Annotated in this window: 18 protein-coding genes and 1 other RNA gene; 10 read left to right on the top strand and 9 right to left on the bottom strand. The window is 43.2% G+C overall.

Annotated features, from left to right (window positions below):
* Window positions 1–262: 262 nt before the first annotated feature.
* From H6G40_RS10305 to ssrS, 3 genes are all read right to left on the bottom strand, one after another.
* Window positions 263–517 carry a hypothetical protein gene (locus H6G40_RS10305; protein ID WP_190537627.1) on the bottom strand — a complete coding sequence of 85 codons (255 nt, stop codon included), beginning with the start codon at window positions 515–517 and terminating at the stop codon, window positions 263–265.
* A 52-nt stretch (window positions 518–569) separates the two neighbouring features.
* The gene (locus H6G40_RS10300; RefSeq protein ID WP_190537625.1) at window positions 570–1,949 is read right to left on the bottom strand and encodes an NAD(P)/FAD-dependent oxidoreductase; all 1,380 of its coding nucleotides are present in this window, start codon (window positions 1,947–1,949) and stop codon (window positions 570–572) included.
* Between the two features lie 199 nt (window positions 1,950–2,148).
* A non-coding RNA gene (gene ssrS / locus H6G40_RS10295) (6S RNA) lies at window positions 2,149–2,336 on the bottom strand.
* Between the two features lie 253 nt (window positions 2,337–2,589).
* On the opposite strand from ssrS, the gene H6G40_RS10290 reads away from it, so the two are divergent.
* The 3 genes from H6G40_RS10290 to H6G40_RS10280 all read left to right on the top strand — a co-directional run bounded on the left by H6G40_RS10290 (window position 2,590) and on the right by H6G40_RS10280 (window position 5,555).
* Window positions 2,590–3,879 carry a M16 family metallopeptidase gene (locus tag H6G40_RS10290; RefSeq protein WP_069474073.1) on the top strand — a complete coding sequence of 430 codons (1,290 nt, stop codon included), beginning with the start codon at window positions 2,590–2,592 and terminating at the stop codon, window positions 3,877–3,879.
* A 189-nt stretch (window positions 3,880–4,068) separates the two neighbouring features.
* Window positions 4,069–4,929, top strand: a complete 861-nt coding sequence (locus H6G40_RS10285; protein ID WP_069474072.1) for a fructosamine kinase family protein — start codon at window positions 4,069–4,071, stop codon at window positions 4,927–4,929.
* A 35-nt stretch (window positions 4,930–4,964) separates the two neighbouring features.
* Window positions 4,965–5,555: a Uma2 family endonuclease gene (locus tag H6G40_RS10280; protein ID WP_069474071.1), complete on the top strand. Its 591-nt coding sequence runs from the start codon at window positions 4,965–4,967 to the stop codon at window positions 5,553–5,555.
* On the opposite strand, the gene murG is transcribed toward H6G40_RS10280, so the two are convergent.
* Entirely contained in the window at window positions 5,537–6,610 is a 1,074-nt protein-coding gene (gene murG / locus H6G40_RS10275; protein ID WP_069474070.1) for an undecaprenyldiphospho-muramoylpentapeptide beta-N-acetylglucosaminyltransferase, read from the bottom strand. The genes H6G40_RS10280 and murG overlap by 19 nt on opposite strands.
* A 77-nt stretch (window positions 6,611–6,687) precedes the next feature.
* Here murG and H6G40_RS10270 point away from each other — a divergent pair, with 77 nt between their 5' ends.
* The gene (locus H6G40_RS10270; protein ID WP_002734171.1) at window positions 6,688–7,494 is read left to right on the top strand and encodes a hypothetical protein; all 807 of its coding nucleotides are present in this window, start codon (window positions 6,688–6,690) and stop codon (window positions 7,492–7,494) included.
* A gap of 47 nt (window positions 7,495–7,541) precedes the next feature.
* On the opposite strand, the gene H6G40_RS10265 is transcribed toward H6G40_RS10270, so the two are convergent.
* Complete coding sequence (locus tag H6G40_RS10265; protein ID WP_069474069.1) at window positions 7,542–8,393, bottom strand: cytochrome c biogenesis CcdA family protein; 852 nt, start codon at window positions 8,391–8,393, stop codon at window positions 7,542–7,544.
* Window positions 8,394–8,480: 87 nt separating this feature from the next.
* Entirely contained in the window at window positions 8,481–9,062 is a 582-nt protein-coding gene (locus H6G40_RS10260; protein ID WP_002734087.1) for a TlpA family protein disulfide reductase, read from the bottom strand.
* A gap of 363 nt (window positions 9,063–9,425) precedes the next feature.
* Here H6G40_RS10260 and H6G40_RS10255 point away from each other — a divergent pair, with 363 nt between their 5' ends.
* From H6G40_RS10255 to H6G40_RS10245, 3 genes are read left to right on the top strand one after another with little or no spacing between them, the layout of a single operon-like run.
* Window positions 9,426–10,037, top strand: coding sequence for a cysteine dioxygenase family protein (locus H6G40_RS10255; RefSeq protein WP_042790288.1), 612 nt, complete (start codon window positions 9,426–9,428; stop codon window positions 10,035–10,037).
* A 33-nt stretch (window positions 10,038–10,070) separates the two neighbouring features.
* Window positions 10,071–11,525 (top strand): sensor histidine kinase, encoded by a 1,455-nt coding sequence (locus H6G40_RS10250; RefSeq protein ID WP_190537623.1) that lies wholly within the window; start codon window positions 10,071–10,073, stop codon window positions 11,523–11,525.
* Window positions 11,522–12,202, top strand: a complete 681-nt coding sequence (locus H6G40_RS10245) for a response regulator transcription factor (RefSeq protein ID WP_002731739.1) — start codon at window positions 11,522–11,524, stop codon at window positions 12,200–12,202. The genes H6G40_RS10250 and H6G40_RS10245 overlap by 4 nt, the downstream gene beginning before the upstream one ends.
* A gap of 83 nt (window positions 12,203–12,285) precedes the next feature.
* On the opposite strand, the gene H6G40_RS10240 is transcribed toward H6G40_RS10245, so the two are convergent.
* The 3 genes from H6G40_RS10240 to psb32 form a co-directional block, all read right to left on the bottom strand.
* On the bottom strand, window positions 12,286–13,098 hold the full coding sequence (locus H6G40_RS10240) for a transglutaminase-like domain-containing protein (protein WP_190537621.1): 813 nt from the start codon (window positions 13,096–13,098) through the stop codon (window positions 12,286–12,288).
* 434 nt (window positions 13,099–13,532) lie between these two features.
* Window positions 13,533–14,132, bottom strand: coding sequence for a hypothetical protein (locus H6G40_RS10235; protein ID WP_190537619.1), 600 nt, complete (start codon window positions 14,130–14,132; stop codon window positions 13,533–13,535).
* Between the two features lie 144 nt (window positions 14,133–14,276).
* Complete coding sequence (gene psb32 / locus H6G40_RS10230; RefSeq protein ID WP_002734975.1) at window positions 14,277–14,960, bottom strand: photosystem II repair protein Psb32; 684 nt, start codon at window positions 14,958–14,960, stop codon at window positions 14,277–14,279.
* A gap of 194 nt (window positions 14,961–15,154) precedes the next feature.
* Between psb32 and H6G40_RS10225 the strand changes: the two genes are divergently transcribed.
* The 3 genes from H6G40_RS10225 to H6G40_RS10215 all read left to right on the top strand — a co-directional run bounded on the left by H6G40_RS10225 (window position 15,155) and on the right by H6G40_RS10215 (window position 18,338).
* The gene (locus H6G40_RS10225; protein ID WP_016515378.1) at window positions 15,155–17,164 is read left to right on the top strand and encodes a GAF domain-containing hybrid sensor histidine kinase/response regulator; all 2,010 of its coding nucleotides are present in this window, start codon (window positions 15,155–15,157) and stop codon (window positions 17,162–17,164) included.
* Window positions 17,165–17,238: 74 nt separating this feature from the next.
* Window positions 17,239–17,691 (top strand): hypothetical protein, encoded by a 453-nt coding sequence (locus tag H6G40_RS10220; protein WP_069474067.1) that lies wholly within the window; start codon window positions 17,239–17,241, stop codon window positions 17,689–17,691.
* Window positions 17,692–17,696: 5 nt separating this feature from the next.
* Window positions 17,697–18,338: an LppP/LprE family lipoprotein gene (locus H6G40_RS10215; protein WP_069474113.1), complete on the top strand. Its 642-nt coding sequence runs from the start codon at window positions 17,697–17,699 to the stop codon at window positions 18,336–18,338.
* The last annotated feature ends 36 nt before the right edge of the window (window positions 18,339–18,374 follow it).

The raw sequence follows: 18,374 nt of genomic DNA, 5'->3' as shown, positions 1-18,374 counted from the left end.
GATTTTGAGAGAATTGTCGTTAAAAACCTTGCGTCTTCATCAGCCCGAGTCCTGTAGGGGCGAAGCATTTGGGCATAACCTATCGGTGAAATCGTAGATTTTCTATCCGAATGCTTCGCCCGTACTTTTTGCCGCAAGCCCTAATTAATTGTGTCTAGCTACTTACTAAATCCCGTTTAAAAGGTATAGGATAGTGGGGAGTGGGAAGAAGGGAAAGAAAGTTTGAGCATTTGTACTAAATAGCTAAAAAAGGAATTTCGCCCTATTGGGGAGATTCAAAAATTAGTTCGCCATTATTCATTTTTTCAACGACTAAATGGCGATAGAGTGTCACTTGCCGGAGGATTTGGTCGGGATTATTTTTCTTATTAGAAAACATGATTGTTTTAATCGATTCAAATTCTATTCTTGTGATCACACCATCTTGGATCGCTCGTTCAATTGTAACTCGTAAATATTCTAATTCTTGGCTTTCCTCTGGGGTAATTTCTAGACTGTTAGGATGTTCTATTTTCATGATCGATTGTTCTTACCTGCTAACTGATAACTAGATAATCACGGCTATTTTTTCACACTTTCACAATCGGTGGAGAGAGAGTTTCCGTCTGGTTAGAAACGGCCAGATTATTATTATTTTGGCTGTTATTTTGCGGCAATTGTCCCGAGGCTAAATTCTGCCCCTCTCCCGTAATCAAACGAGCACCACGACCGCGGGTAAAATAATTCCAACCCCATTGCACCATCACCACTAATTTATTATCAAATTCGATCAGATAGTAAATATGAGCCCAAACCCAGACTAACCAAGCGATAAACCCAGAAAACTTGACAAATCCCAAATCAACCACGGCCGCATTTTGGCCGATCACTGCCAGACTACCTCGATCGATATAATGAAAAGGTTTAATACTTTGCCCTTTTAGGCGAGAAATTAATAAATTAGCCAGATATTCGCCCTCCTGCATGGCCACGGGGGCAATTCCGGGTAAAGGTTTATCTCCCTGATGGGCAAAATTAGCCAGATCCCCGATCACAAAAATATTGGCATAACCGGCGATACTTAAATCGGGTTCAACGATTACCCGTCCGACGCGATCGAGATTTACCCCGGTTCTTTCGGCCAAAATTCGCCCCATTCTCGATGCTTTTACCCCCGCTGCCCATAAAATTGTCTCGGCCGCGATTTCTGTGGTTTTTTCTCCCTGACGGACGGTGACACAACCTTCAACAATATTGGTAACGATGCTGTTAGTTTGCACTGTCACCCCTAATTTTATGAGAGAAGCGGCAGCTTTAGCGGATAAATCGGGCGCATAGGGAGGTAATACCCGCTCCATCCCTTCTAAAAGCAAAATTTTCGCTTCTGTGGGGTTAATCTGGTGAAAATCAGACCTAAGCGCACCGTGGGCAATTTCTGCGATCGCTCCTGCTAATTCTACCCCCGTCGGTCCACCACCGACAATAACAAAAGTTAATAAAGCTTGCCGCTTTTCGGCATCGATTTCTTTCTCGGCCTTCTCGAAAGCAAGATAGATGCGACGACGCATTTCTACTGCATCTTCAATGGTTTTTAACCCTGGAGCGTAGGGCTGCCATTGTTCATTGCCAAAATAGTGATGACTGACTCCCGTGGCAATAACTAATTGATCGTAGGCGATCGGTGGGTGATCTTCCAAGATCACTTCTCCCTTGACTGGATCTATATCTATGGCATGATCGAGGAGAATATCTGTATTGTCATGACCCCGTAGGATTAAGCGCAAAGGTGAGGAGATATCGGCCGGAGATAGCGCCCCAGTAGCGACTTGATAGAGGAGGGGCTGAAAAAGATGGAAATTTCGCTTATCGATGAGGGTAACATGAACGGGGGCGTTTTTTAGGGCTTTGGCCGTGTATAAACCCGCAAATCCGCCGCCTATGATAACAACTCTTGGCTGTTTTTCAGTCATTGCTTAACAATAATTCATAAATTTCTCCCTAGTGTAGTCCGGATTGTCACAATTTAGCGGTGACAAGCGTTACCGAAAATAGCAGTCTTTACCCTAGAAAAAAATATAGATACTGGCTTTTTTGACCAACCAAGAGGGCAAAACTAAGGAAGTACAGGAAATCTCCCCATAATTTGGCCTATATATGCTCGAAAAACTTGAAAAGACCGCTACGCCGTTTTACCTAAGTTTATGACCTGGGTTAACCAGGTGGGAACTTATATTCCGCGTTTCTGTTTCCGAGTACAAGCTCGGTTTACTACCACACGGATTGGTTATTTGCTCCCTTATCACAATCAAGCATAGATCAAAAAACTTGAAAGGCAGTCACCAACGTAGAAGCCCGATTTAGTTTTATCGTAGCATTTTTTTTTCTCAGAGGCAAGAGGGGAAGTGGGAAGTGGGGTGTGGGGTGTGGGGTGTGGGGTGTGGGGTGTGGGGTGTGGGGAGGATAAAGCGGCCCATTGCCCATTGCCTATTGCCTATTGCCTCCTGAATCCTAACACCCAACACCTGATCTTGTTTGCGCTCTGAAAGTCTGGGACTACAATAGAGAAAAGGGACAATCTTTGCCAGAGTGATTACCGAGGACTAATAAAGAATGACGGCTATCCTAGGGAAACCTGCCACACTTAACACTCCGATTCTGCACCGTCTTGCTAATGGTTTAACGATTATTGCCGAAAGTCAACCGGTAGAAGCGGTTAACCTCAATGTTTGGCTGCAGGTCGGCTCGGCCTTAGAATCGGATCAGATCAATGGGATGGCTCATTTTCTTGAACACATGGTTTTTAAGGGAACCCGTAACTTAGACAGTGGTGAATTTGAACGGGCGATCGAATCGAGGGGAGCGGTGACTAATGCCGCTACTAGCCAAGAATACACCCATTATTACATTACCACTGCCCCGCAGGACTTCGCCCATCTGGCCCCGCTGCAGCTAGAAGTGGTTTTAGACGCTTTAATCCCTGATGAAGCTTTTGAGCGGGAAAGACAGGTTATTTTAGAGGAAATTCGTCGTTCTCAGGATAATCCCCGTCGTCGCACTTTTTATCGCACCATGGAGACTTGTTTTCAAGTTTTACCCTATCGTCGTCCGGTGTTGGGTCCGATGGCAGTGATTGAAAATCTTACTGCTCAACAAATGCGCGATTTTCATCGGACTTGGTATCGTCCCGAATGGATGACGGTGGCGGTGGTGGGTAATTTACCTGTAGATGATTTAATGGCTATTGTGAGCGATTCTCTAGATACTTTAGGCAGTAAGGGCAATTCTGGGCTTATTTCCCATCCTATCGCTAATCTACAGCCCGAAGCTCCCTTTAACGAGATTATCCGTCAAGAATACGAGGATGAAAATTTGCAGCAGGCCCGCTTAATCCTATTTTGGAAAGTGCCGGGGTTGAGAGACTTAGAAAAAACCTATCCTCTCGATGTTTTAGCGGCTATTCTCGGTCAGGGCAAGGTATCGCGATTATTTCAGTCTCTGCGCCAAGAAAAGGCCTTAGTTTCCCAAATAACTGCCAGTAATATGTCCCAAGCAGTGCAAGGGGTGTTTTCCGTGTCGGCCCAATTAGCCTCGGAAAATATCGAGCAAGTGGAGAGAGAGGTGGTAGCACAGATTGGACGAATTCAACAGGAAGCTGTGACAGTTTCTGAACTGGAACGAGTTAAAACCCAAGTGGCCAATCGGTTTATTTTTAGCAATGAAAGACCGAGCGATCGGGCCAACCTTTACGGTTATTATCATACTCAGATCGGTGATTTACAACCAGCTTTTTGTTATCCCCAACACATTGAAGCCCTCACTTTAGAGGATATTCAAAATGCCTGTCAAGAGTATTTAAATCCCCACGCTTACGGTGTGGTGGTGGTGAGACCAATTCAGTAATCAGTAATCAGTAATCAGTGAACAGTAATCAGTGAACAGTAATCAGGGATAAAGATGAAGATAAATAAATAAATCAATAACTAATTAACTTAAAACTTACATCTGATAACTTACATCTGATAACTGATAACTTAAAACTTACAACTGATAACTTACAACTGATAACTGATAACTGATAACTGATAACCTATGTGGACTCAAATTGCTCGACATATTGCCCAAACCACGGAAAAACCCTTTGAAATCGAGAAAAGTCGTCCCGTTAGTGGTGGCTGTATCAATCAGGGTTATGCCGTTAGTGGCAATGGTTTAATTTATTTCGTTAAGATTAACCAAGCGAACCAAGAGGCCATGTTTGCAGCCGAAGCTTTAGGATTAAAGCAAATTCACGCCACCAAGACTATCAGGGTTCCAGAGCCAATTTGTTGGGGAATTGCCGATAAATCTAGTTATTTAGTGCTAGAGTGGCTAGAATTCGGTGGTGGCGATAGTCAAAGCTGGGAAAAAATGGGGCAAAATTTAGCTCATTTACATCAAGTTTCTTTATCCGATCGCTTTGGTTGGCATTGTAATAATACCATTGGTTCTACTCCCCAGATTAATACCATTAGTAACAATTGGGCGGATTTTTTCGCTCATCAGCGTATTGGCTATCAATTAAGACTTGCAAAGGAGCGCGGCGGCAATTTTCCCGACGAGGATCAAGTTATTCCCGCTATTAGCGAGATTTTGAGTCAGCATCAACCCCATCCCTCCCTCGTCCACGGTGATTTGTGGTCGGGAAATGCGGCAATTACCGTCGATGGGGAACCAGTAATTTTAGACCCTGCCACCTATTGGGGAGACCGGGAGGTAGATTTAGCCATGACGGAACTTTTTGGCGGTTTTCCGGCGGCTTTTTATCGGGGTTATAACGATGTTTTCCCCCTCGATGCCGGTTATCAAAAGCGCAAAACTCTTTACAATCTCTACCACATTCTCAATCACTTTAATTTATTTGGTGGTGGTTACGCTTCCCAGGCCAATCGGATGTTACAGGAAATTCTTTAAGGGTTTTACTTGTGAATATTTACCGAGGATAAGTTATGTCTATTCGAGAAACTAATGTGATTAAAAATCCAGAGACAAAAGTATGGACTGATGCAGAGTTTATGGCGTTACCTGACGATGGTAATCGTTACGAATTGGTCAAGGGAGAGTTAATTAATCTGGGTAATTCTGGTGCTTTACACGGTTATATTGCCATTATTTTAAGTGCTGCTTTATTCGCTTTAGTAACATCTCGAAAACTAGGGGTATTATTAGACTCCAGCACTGCTTTTACCATGAAAAATGGCAATAAACGTTCTCCTGATATAGCCTTTTTTGCCAAGGAACGTCTGCAAGAATTGGAAGAATTGCCGACGGGTTTTTTAGAAGGTGGGCCAGATTTAGTGGTAGAAATTCTCTCTCCAGGGAATACAGTGGCAGAAATCGAGGACAAAATTGCCGAATATTTTGCCAATGGGACTCGTTTGCTCTGGGTTATCAGTCCAGGTCAACACTATGTTTTAGTTTATCGTTGCGGGTACGAACCGCAGGGATTATTAACATCAGGAGATTTTTTGGAGGGGGAAGATGTGGTTCCGGGGTTCACTTTTCCCGTGGCTGATTTGTTTCAAAAACTATCTTTTTGACTCTTTCTTCTCAACAAATCGGCTAATAAATCGGCACTATCACTAATAGCTAGATGAGAAGCTTGTTGAGCCATGGCGGCCAATTTTTCGGGATTAGACCATAAATCGAGGACTAATTCGCCTAAAAACTGAGCAGTTAACTCATTTTGACGATAAAGATAAGCGGCTTGAGCTTCGGCGAAAACTTTGGCATTGTAGAACTGATGGTCTTCGGCAGCAAAAGGATAGGGAATTAAAATCGAAGGCGTACAAGTGATCGCTAATTCTGTTAAAGTGCCGGCACCGGAGCGACTGATAGCCAGATTAGCTCTTTGCCATAATCCCGCCATATTGTCGTAAAAAGGCCGGGAAAAATAGTTAGAATGGCGCAAACTATCCGCTTCGGGGTCGTTTTCTCCCGTGAGATGCACGATATAAATGCCTTTTTCTAACCATTGGGGAGCGCTTTGCCGGACAATTTGATTAAGAGCCACGGCCCCTTGAGAACCACCGGCAACGACAATTAAAAAAGCATCCTCTGGAATCGGTAAATCTAGGGACTGGGGAATGAGAAACTGCTCTCGTACAGGCGTACTAACCCAAGTGGTGCGAGTGCCGGGTAAATAGCTGGCGGTTCCCTGAAAACCGAGGGCAACCGTATCGCACCAGCGACCGAGAACTTTCGTGACTTTGCCCGGTATGTAGTTAGATTCGTGTAGGATGACAGGAATATTGGCTAAACGAGCCGCTAAAATGGTCGGGCCTGCAATATAACCCCCGGTGGTAAAAACTGCCGCTATCTGACGTTTTTTGATTAAATTACGCACTTGCCAAATGGCCCGCAGTTGACCGAACAGAATCTTGAGAGTTTTTAACCCGAAACGGGTTTGAAATCCCTCAATCGGGATGCTGTGCAGGGGATAGGTTTTTGGAACTAAGGACTGTTCCAGACGGTCTGGAACTCCTAACCATTCAATCTCGTAATCCGGCAAACGCTCGGCCAGGGCCAAAGCGGGAAATAAATGACCACCAGTACCACTAGCGGCAATCAGGAGACGGGTTGGAGTGCGTGCCATAATTCGAGAGAGGGTAAATTCAGCCCTAGAATGAAATAATCTACCATAGTTATCGATCCTTACACAAACTATCACTAATGCGTAACTTGAACACGATTCCCAATAAATTTTTTCGTCAATCCCTCAATTTTTCCCTATCGTTGCTGTTAGGTTTGGGGTTAACTTTGACCCTTGCCACCGGTCTGCGGGCCGAAAAGCCAGAAACTGCTCCGGCTAATTTAAAAACCCTTATCTCCAAAATCGAAACGGCCGCTAATGAGCGGGATCTCAAGCAATTGATGGAGTTTTATAGTCCGAAATTTACTAATTCCGATGGTTTGACCTACGAAAAAACTCAAAAAGCTTTAACTCATTTTTGGGAACGTTATAACAATCTACAATACACCACAACCCTCGAATCTTGGAGTCGTTCCGGGGACAAGTTAACGGCCAATACAATTACTAAAATTACTGGGACGGGAAAGGTGCAGGGACGAGTGGTGGGAATGAATGCCACGATTCGTTCTCGTCAACAATTTCAGGGTAATAAACTGGTTTATCAGGAGATTTTAAGCGAGAGAGTTGAGTTAAATACTGGCAAAAATCCCCCCAGTATTCAAGTGAGAATTCCCGAAAGGGTGAAAGTGGGTGAAGAATTTGATTTTGATGTGATTGTTCGCGAACCTTTAGGGGATGATTTATTGGCTGGAGCGGCGATCGATGAGAAAGTAGATATTGAGCGCTATATTAATACAAATCCCCTAGAATTGGAATTATTACAGTCCGGCGGTTTATTTAAGCGGGTAAAAGCGCCGGCAACACCAGAAAATCGTTGGTTATCGGCGATTTTAATTCAAGGAGATGGGATTGTTGTCGTTACTCAACGGGTTAAGGTAGAAAAATAAATTTTATCTGGCGGCTTTTTTGGCATTCCCCCTCTAGAGTTACCATCTTAGCTGCCCATAAACCACTGAGTACCAGTAACTAAATAATAGGCTCCCGTCGCCATCAGTGCCACGCTACCTAAACGGATAATCGTCTCGGAATGTTGCAATAAATTCCGGCTTTGTTTGGCTAGACCAGTAAATAAACTGGCCAAGAAAATGAGAATCGTATAACCAAGAGCATAACTAACCATGGTCAGGGTGCCGAGGACTTGAGAACCAGTAGCGGCAGCGGCGGCCAAAACAGCAAAGAGGACAGGACTAGCACAGGGAGAGCTAACAAGAGCAAAAGTTAATCCGACTCCGTAGGGGCCTGCTTGGGGGAGATTTAAGTTCATTTGCGGTAAAGGTAGCTTAATTACTCCCAATAACCACAGACCCATGACCGCCATAATCAAACCGACAACAATATTAATATAACCTCGGTACTCCACCATTACCGTCCCGGCAAAGGAAGAAACTAAACCAAAAAGACTTAAAATTGTCACCGCTCCTAGGACAAATAAACCTGCTTTGCTGAAGGCATCCCAACGAGATTCTATTTTCAGGGTGCCGATATAGCTGAGGTTAACGGGCAATAGTGCCAGAATACAGGGAGATATGCTGGCAATTACGCCACCCAAAAAAGCTAGGGGCAGTAAAACTAGAGGATTGTTTGTATCTTGTCGATCTAACCATTGCTGATAGCTATTTTCGATGATCGAGATTGCTCTTTCCAGAGGATGGCCGATAATTGGTCCGATAGTAAGGACTAAAATAAGAGCTAGAAGCCCTAAAACCAGATAAAATAATAATTTTTTCGATATTTTCGCTTTTTTGTCGGGTTTCAAACCCTTGACTGATTCCGATACTCGTCGCATAAAATTCTCCTGAGATGATCCAAAAAATAAAGTTGCCCTGGGAGTCCTTGGCGATCGCTGGTACTCCCCAAGCTGGGCAATCTTCGACTATTTTTTATTAATAGCCGAGTTCAGTACGGAGGAATAGGCGGATTTATCGGCATTATTCCGGTATTGTGCCAAAATACTGCCCGTAGCGGGATCAATAATCGCAATCATGCCAGTTTGGGACTTATTCGCCTCAAAAAAACGACCTAGACCCAATTCTTGGGCTTTGCGGGCCGATTGGGCCGCTTTCGAGCGATCGCTGACATCTAAGACGATAAAATTAGCTTTACCCGCGTAATCTTTTTTAAGTTGGGAAAGAGTGGGTGCAACATTTTTACAGGCAGGACACCAACTAGCATAGATATCGACAACCACTGGTTTTCCTTGCAATTGTCGCGCTAAGGGACCGCCCACATTACCCTGTTTAGCAGCGCAGGGATTTTTCGAGGCACAGGGATCAGTGCCAGCGCAGGGATTTTTCGAGGCACAGGGATTAGCTTGGGCAATACTAAAAGTACCTTTACTGACCACTGAATCAGAATTAGTCAAGGTTTTCGCCGATGTTCCGGCCACCAGGGAAACCGTAACCGCTAAACTACTAAGACAAAGACCGAGCCATAATAACGCTGATGGTTTACGCATGAGTTAAATTTTCCAATTAAGATTAGAGATTTTTTGGTAAGTCAAGGGTATTACCCCGGAAGAATCCAGCTTGCCACCGGAGGAAACCAGTGTAGCTGACAGTTAAGATTAAATTCTAGAAACCTGAGTCTCAGATGAAGACCAGATAGATAATAGATAAAAAATCTGACTTTAACTGGCAATTGCCCTCATCCATCCAGGAGAATCGTCCTTCCATCTTTTCAGCAAAAATTCATCTACCGATCACGAAGGGATCATCTTTTCCCGAAATCTTGCTGATAAAATCAAGAAGAAACCCGTTAATTGCGGCTAAAAGACAACTTTTCGCCCTAATATGCTAATTTAAACCATTATTTCGCAACTATGACAGGAAACGACTGGTTGGTGGATAATCATGGGCAATGCTCGGCCTACGAAATAACCCCCACAAACTCCGAATTATCCCATCCCTACTGGCTCTATCGCTTTTTATCCGATCTCGAAGATACCTTAACCCAGATTAGCGATGATCGCTCACGATTAGAAGCAATTCGGATTCTAGTTCGCCAACTCTTAAACAATTCACCCTGGTTAGATATTCTTAGTCTAGAACCCAATCCCGAAACCGGTTGGGAGGTATTAACCCTCTACGATGAGCCATTTTTTCCCCTGACAGTACAACTGGTCGCTTGGTCTGTGGGTAGCACTTCCCCGATTCATAATCATGGTTGTTGGGGGGTAGTAGCTTTGTTAAAGGGACAGGAAAAAAACAGCTTCTGGCAACGTTCCCCCACCCCCGAATTACCGGATCAGATCAGAAAAGTCGGCGATCGCCTACTCGTCCCGGGTGATATTCTCTGCTTAATGCCAGCTGCTATTCACCATGTAGAAGCGATCGGAGATGAGCCAACCCTGAGCTTTAACCTGTACGGTGAAACTAACTATAGTCAGCGTTTCGAGTTCGATCCAGGACAAGGTACGGCGAAAAATTTTTAAATCTCCCTATTTTTGATCACTAACCATACACCCATGAAGCTACCTCGCCTTGTCGGCATTTTTGGGCAATTTTTGCCCAGTAAACCTGTTTCTACTAGCTCGCTTCAGTTTCGCTTAACCTTAGAACTATTGACCATCTCGATTATCGGACTTGGTAGCGTAGCCATTTGGGCCGGTTGGCAAATGGAGCAGAATTTAGTCGCTGCCCATAAACAAACTCTAGAATATATCGCCAAGCGTTTTCCTGAACAGTTGGAAATGTACGCTCAGATGGGAACCCTGACTACGGGATTAGAAAAAACCATTGATCGAGTCTCCACTGCGGGGTTAGTCATCTGGGTTAAAAACTCCGATGGACAACTGTTGGGACAGTCTCCTGGAGTCGATGGCAATGTCACCGAGATGCGTGCGGCGGCATCCCTAACCAGAGTACCCGATGCACCCCAAATTATTCACTTTGATGGACGCGATATTGTTTTATGTGGCACTCCTCTGACTATCAAGGGTCAACTGTCGGGGAAATTGTATCTATCCCAAGATATCACGGCCGATCACCAGAAATATCAGGCGGGGTTATGGGGCTTATTTTGGCTGAGTATTCTCGTCCTATTGAGCTTAATTGTCTTAATTTCCCAACGGATTCGTCAGGCTATGTTGCCGCTGACCCGCATGAGTCAAATTGCTAGTGCCGTTTCTGCCGATGATTTAAGCGGGGCGAAATTGCAACTCGAACAAGCGCCAGATGAAATTTTAGGACTAGCTACCGCTTTTAATCAGATGTTGTGGCGATTATCGGGAGCTTGGGAACAGCAACGTCAGTTTGTCGGCAATGTTTCCCATGAACTGCGTACCCCTCTAACAGTCGTGATCGGTTATTTACAAAGTCTCCAGCGACGCAGCACTAATTTAAATCCCTACCAACAGCAAGCTCTGGAAACAGCCACGTCAGAAACCGAGAGAATTATCCGGATGTTACAAGATTTGCTCGATCTCGCCCGTGCCGATAGCGGTCATCTCCATTTTCGCTCCCATCCTATTATTCTCAATACTTTGCTGACAGAAGTGGCGGCGATGAGTCAAAAAGTTAGCGATCGCAAGATGACTTTATTATTAACCAATGAAGATGTGGTAATTTGTGGCGACCAAGATCGATTACAGCAAGTTTTAATCAATTTGCTCGATAATGCGATCAAGTATTCTACCCCCGAGCAACCGGTCGATCTGATCTTAGAAAAGCAGGCTAATTCGGCTCTTATCCATGTACGCGATCGGGGAATCGGTATCTCTCTCTCCCATCAAAATCGCATTTTTGAACGGTTTTATCGGGTTGATGAGTCGATGACTCGCTCGCGAGACGGTACGGGTTTGGGTTTAGCGATCGCTAAAAGTCTAATTGAAGGAATGGAGGGTCGCATCACTCTCCGCTCTCAACCCGGTCAAGGCAGTACCTTTACTATCATTCTACCTCTCTGGCAACCGCAGTTATGAACGACCATATTCTTCTCGTGGAAGATGATCCCAAGCTCGCCGAATTTATCGCCACAGAACTTCATTTGGAAGGCTATCAAGTTACTATTGCTTCTAATGGCATGGATGGACTGAAAATCGCTAGGGATTCTTCACCAGATTTGTTAATTTTAGATTGGATGCTGCCGGTTATTTCTGGATTAGATTTATGTTTACGACTGCGAAAAACCGGGATGGAAGCACCGATTATTATTTTAACAGCTAAAGATGAAATCCCCGATCGAGTGACGGGCTTAAATGCCGGAGCCGATGATTATGTTACTAAACCTTTTAGCATGGAAGAACTCTTAGCTCGGGTGAAAGCTCGTTTACGTCGCACCCATGCCCAAGATTTAAATATATTTACTTTTGAAGATTTGACCTTGAATTGTCTTGCTCGGGAAGTGTATCGAGATAGTCAATTGATTGAATTAACGGCTAAAGAGTTTGACTTATTAGAGTTTATCTTACGTCATCCCCGGCAGGTACTCACTCGCGAGCAAATTCTCGAAACCGTTTGGGGTTACGATTTTATGGGCGATTCTAATATTATTGAAGTGTATATTCGTGCCTTACGGGTTAAGTTGGAGTCTGCTAATCCTAAACGTTTGATCCAGACAGTGCGAGGAGTAGGCTACGTTTTAAGAGATTATGCTTAATTGTGATTTATCAGAGGAACCGAGGGAGGAATTATTTAGCCCCGATTTGATCAAAAAGGCTGTAATAAATACTCTGATTAAACCTAGAGATGGGAAACATCGCTCGTCCATACCTTAAATTTTGTTAAATTTACTTGACCAAAAGAAGTTGTTAGGGCAGCATCGACGGCATCTAAGCCGCGAGTCATTAAAATTCGCCCGATTCTGGGGGTGTTATGACGAGCATCGAAAGTGTACCATTGATGGTCTAAATAGACTTCAAACCAAGCACTAAAATCCATCGGTAGAGGTTGGGGAGAAATACCGATATCTCCGAGATAGCCAGAGGCATAACGAGCAGGAATATTTAGGCAACGGCAAAAAGTCAAAGCTAGATGGTTAAAATCGCGACAAACCCCCTTTCTTTCCCGATAGACATCATAGGCGGTTTTTGTCACCCGTGCGTATTCGTAACCAAAACGAATGTGACTATGAACCCAATCACAAACCGCTTGTACCCTTGCCCAACCGGGAGGAGTTTGTCCGAAAAGTTCCCAGGCAATTTCCGAAAGCAAATCCACTTCACAATAACGGCTACTCATTAGGTAGGGAAAAACTTGGGTTGGTAACTCTGTTAAGGGAATTTCTTGGGCATTCCAATTAACAATATCGGGTTTCCATTCATTTTCGATAACCGCTTCATTGTGAACGCGGATCTGTCCGGCGGGTAAAATTAGACGACTGGTTCGATTACCGAAGCTATCTAAAAATTCTTCTATTTTTGTTGCTGGTTGCACCTGCAACTTCTCCGATTGTCTAACTTGATCTAAAATTGAGGGGTGTAGATAAAGTTTTAACAACATGACTAGGGGTAAAGGGGCATCAAAGCCAAATTCATAACCAACATGGATTAACATTATTCCTCCTATCTAGATGAAATTTTGTCAGGATTGGTAGAGATGAAACGCCAATAATCGCCAGACTGAAAAAATTTAGGCCCGACTACTTAGGGGCTGCTGAAAAAGTTTTTCGTGGGGGCAGGGTGTGGGGTGTGGGGTGTGGGGTTTTACCCATTTTCAGGTGGTCAATTACCTAATTTTCAGGGAAAAAATCCCTAAATTTTCCCCCCAATCACTCCAATGGTAGGGACTTTTTCAGGGAAAAAAAGTCTAAAAGCCTTATCCAACAAGGTTTTTAGATTTATTCAGCAAACCCTACTTAGTTAAAAGTTTGAGGATAAAGTAATAGCCAAGCTGAAAACCGATAAGCTTTGTACAGAGTTACTTTTATTATAAACCGCCTCAACTAAAAGCTTTGTAACTTTGAAGACAAGCCATCGGCAGGATTATATCTATCGAAAAGAGTCTGGGGTGGATGGTTCCTCTAATGGACGGATTTCAATGGGGATGTAGGCTAGTTTAGCAAAAATCTTTTGTTGATAACTGACGGGCCACCATTCGTAAAGAAAAATTTCTAAAGGTCGCCAGAGGGCTACCCAACCACTAATTAATAATCCTTCTTCTAAGAAGTGAATAAATGTATCGGTGCCAAAACGACTAATTAATTCGCTGAGACTCAAACAAACAAAAAGAAAGGAGAGACCAATTATTAAAGATATGCGTCCCTGTCGCCAAATTGTGCGTAATTTTCTTTGTTCTCCCTGTTGGCGATAGTCAAAATAATTATGTAAAGCTGAGGGTAACAGATTTCGGGCGTTATTCTGTTCTTGACTGGGGAGATAAAAGACTAATTTAAGGGTGGTATTGAGGGGAAATTCATCCACAGAGTTAATAATATAATTTTCGGCGTTATCGTCTAAATCTCTATCTAAAAATGGCGAAGGATCCAAAGAATTAAAGACTTGCTGTAACTGATTAAGTTTAATTTCAATTAAGTAAGCTCCTTCCTCCTGTCGATAATAGGATTGTAATTTATTTACCATTTTAGGCATTAGTTATTAATGTTAAGCAAATGGGGTGAACTGACACAACTAAAATCTACTACTAGAAGTTACTTCATCTTGCTCATACAGGCTAAGGATTGAGCTATCTCTGAGAGTATTTTAGCTGTATCAGTCCCAGATCATTAATTTAATTTAGCGACCAAAACCAGCGTACCAAAAATAGGTAACCATGGGAATTACTGTGGCTAAAACCAGTAAAACTATCACCCAAATTGTGGCATTTTTATCGTCAGTTTCTTCTGCGGTAGTAAAGGTACTTTCGATATTAATTGTCGCTACTTCCGGCGGTCCGGGATCCGCTTCTCCAGAAAGTACCGCCGTTAGACGACGACTAGCATCGAGTAAAGCTTGATTATATTTTCCCCCATCTTTGAGGGGAACTGCCATAGTTTCCGAGAGGATACTATCAGCAATAGCATCGGTTAATAGGGGTTTTGCTTCCTCCCCAACCCGGATAGCAGTTTTATTGGTTAAAGTATCAAGGACGATGATAGTTTGATTGGCACGATCTTCGGAGTTAGGATACCATTCTCTCAGGATATCATCGGCTAAATTGTCAATTTTTTGACCGTAATCCAAGCGTCGGACTACCACCATTCTTACTTCTTGTCCGGTTTTTTCGGCGAGGTTTTTCAGATCTTTATTTAATTTTCCTTCGTTAGCGGCACTAATGGCCGAAACGGGATCGACCACATAAGTGGGCGCTCCAGAGCTTAAAATGGGGAGGTCATAGACTCCCATGGCAGCAGCCGGTGACAGAGAAACACCCAAGACTACACAGCAGGAGAGAAGGAGAGAAGCTAATAATTTGAGCATATTGATTCGGTAAAATTCCTATAGAACATAATAGGGGAAAAGTTTACTGTTTTTTGATTAGGGAGACGGGAGACGGGGTGATGGGGAAATTCAACTAATACCCTCAAACCCTAAAACCCCAACACCCAAACCCTTTTAACTGATAACTGATAACTGATAACTGATAACTGATAACTGATAACTGATAACTGATTATGAGTGATTTTGAGGAACTAGAGTCTAAAAAACGGGAAAAAGCTCTAGAAATGCAGGCCTATCGCGATAATTTGCTCTCACGGGTGACAAGATTACTAATTTCTCAAGATATCCACTTGGCGATTGATCATACCCTAGAACTGCTCTGTCAATTTACCCAGAGTGCGCGCTGTTACATTATTCAATATTCCACCTGTCGTCAGCAGTGGAGTATGGTTTATGAATACTGTCACCCCGACTATCCCCAAGTTATCCCGATTAGGGAACAATCACAAAATCTCTCGACGGAAACCTTTCCCTGGTTTTCTGAACAATTATTAAACGGTATTCCAGTTAAACTGAACTCTTTAGACGATTTACCCGCTACTGCTATCCCTGAAAGAGCTATTCTCGCTAATAGTTCTACTCCCTGTCTCTTAATCGTTCCCATGTGGGATAGTTGTGGGGTAACGGTGGGTTATCTGGGATTGGATGCCAGTGCAGAAAAGCAATGGACAAAGGAAGATGTCACCTTTGTGCGGTTGGTGGGAGAATTAATTGCGATCGCACAAAGTAGATATGAAGCGGAAAAAGGATTAAAAGAGGCTAAAGAAGCGGCAGTTAAAGCAAATAAAGCTAAAAGTGAGTTTCTAGCTAACATGAGCCACGAATTACGCACTCCTCTTAATGCTATCTTGGGTTTTACTCGCTTAATATCCCGGGATAGCAGCATCAGCAGTGAATATCGGCAATATTTGGAAATTGTCAATCGTAGCGGGGAACATTTATTAGAGTTAATCAACGATATTCTAGAAATGTCGAAGATAGAAGCGGGAAGAACGGTTTTTAACCCTAGTAATTTCGATTTATACGCTCTTTTAGATAATATTGCCGAAATGCTACGCTCACAAGCGCAAGCAAAAGCTTTAAGCTTAATTTTTGATCGCAGCTCCGATCTGCCTCAATATATATGTACTGATGAAAGTAAATTGCGACAGGTGTTAATCAATCTCTTGGGTAACGGATTGAAGTTTACTGAGTCGGGAGGGGTGACTCTCCGGGGAAAAGTAGGAGAGAAAAGAGGAGATTATCAGCGATTGCTCTGGGAAATTGAAGATACAGGCGCAGGAATCGCCCCAGAGGAGATTTATAAGCTATTTCAACCCTTTAACCAAACGGAAACGGGACGAAAATCCCAACAGGGGACAGGATTGGGTTTACCTATCAGTAAAAAATTTGTTGAGTTGATGGGGGGTGCGATCGGAGTTAGTAGTATTCTGGGTCAAGGAAGTATTTTTAGTTTTGATATTCAGGTGGGTTTGGTGGGGGAAAATGAGATTAAAACCGAAACCAATAGGGCAAAAGTTATCGCTTTAGCCGAAAATCAGCCTAAATATCGCATATTAGTCGTCGATGATCGACCGGAAAGCCGTTTACTGTTGCTGAAACTCCTGACTACCCTAGGATTGTCCGTGCAAGAGGCCGCTAATGGTCAAGAAGCGATCGCAATTTGGCAAGCATGGCAACCTCATCTTATCTGGATGGATATGAGAATGCCAGTGAAGGACGGTTACGAAGCAACCAGGGAAATTCGGCGGTTAGAGGCTGATAATCGCGGAAAAACGGTGATAATTGCCCTAACTGCCAGTGCTTTTGAAGAAGATCGCGCCTTGGTTATTGCCGCCGGTTGTGATGATTTCGTGCGTAAACCTTTCCGAGAGGAAGTTATTTGGCAAAAAATGGGCGAATATTTAGGATTAAAATATATTTATGCCGATAATGAGCCAAATCAGCCCAATTATTCGCCAGTTTTCCTCGATTCCCTGCAATCCCTATTAAAATTAATTAGTCCCGCTTGGATTGGACAATTGCAACAAGCGGCGCGAGAATGTGATGATGAAAAAATTATCGCCCTAACCGCAGAAATTCCCCCCGATTATGCTACCCTTGCCCAAGGTTTACAACAGTTAGCCAGAGAATTTTCCTTTGATGCGATCGAAACCATAATTAAAGATTTAAACATATCTTAAGAGAGTATTTTATCTAGATCTCAAAAACGTGATATTCTAAAGGCATAAATCCCTAAATATGGCAATTTTAAAGGATGAAACTGTTAAAAATGCTCATCGGTACTTTCCTAATACTACCGATTTTTTTCGTTCATGCTCAAGTACCCTCGCTTCCCCCAATCAAGCAAAATTCCCCCAATCTTGGTGATCTACCGAATGATCCCACCCAGCAGAAAAATTGGGTTTGTAACCAAGAAGATCAACGCATTGCCGTGGCTGCTAAAGAAGAGAAAGGTTGGAAAGAATTAATTGAAAAACAAGGTTGGCAATGTCGTGAAGGAAATACCGATATACCCGATCAAACTCTCAGCTTTTCCTGTGAACCAGAACAAGCCATCGGCATCTTGACAGTTTACTGGTTAAATGGTAGTAATGGTCAACAACAATTAAGTCAATGGCGAGATAAATTAGCGGCACAACAGGGGATGGTTTGTACCATTAATAACGTGCAGTTATTCGATACTCAAGAAAATATACCCAATCCATGACAACCATGATTAAATTAGCAGTTTTGCCTCAATCTATCCTCCTGGGTATCAGTTTATTATTAAACAATTCTCTGCCCTTACTTGCCCAATCTGCACCCCTGAGCGTGGATAATTTAAGAAACACCGTCTATAACATTCCTAATCGGGGTTCCGTAATTGTCAGCGATGGTATTTTTCAATCCAATGAGGGACAAATTTTAGGAGTGCAAGTCAGTCGAGAAGCTTTGATGGGGGACTATAATAATGATCAAAGGACTGATGGTATTGTCGTATTAAGAGTGATTACTAGAGAGCAACAGCAATTACATTATTTAGCCCTAGTGATTGATAATAATGGTACTGCCACTAACACCGATACTGTCCTGTTAGCCGATCGAGTAGTTGTCGATAATCTTAGTGCTAAAGATGGTACGATCACCGTCAACATGAGAAGATTTCTCCCCCGGGATCCTTCCTGTTGTCCGTCGGGAGTTATCACCCAACAATTTGCGATTAATCCTAGTATTAATCAATTGACTTTACTGAGTACCAACGAAAGTCAACCCACCACCCCAAATGTGCAGGTAATACCCGGTTCTCCCCTGAGAATTAATAATAGTAATCTCCCCTTTCAACCTCCTGCTGGGGCCATCCAAATTCGCTTTTAACCTTGTTTTTAGTGCGTTACGCTGGGTACATCTCCT

The organism is Microcystis viridis FACHB-1342 (assembly GCF_014698335.1).
Lineage (GTDB): Bacteria > Cyanobacteriota > Cyanobacteriia > Cyanobacteriales > Microcystaceae > Microcystis > Microcystis ichthyoblabe_A.
This window is presented reverse-complemented; position numbering and strand designations above follow the sequence as displayed.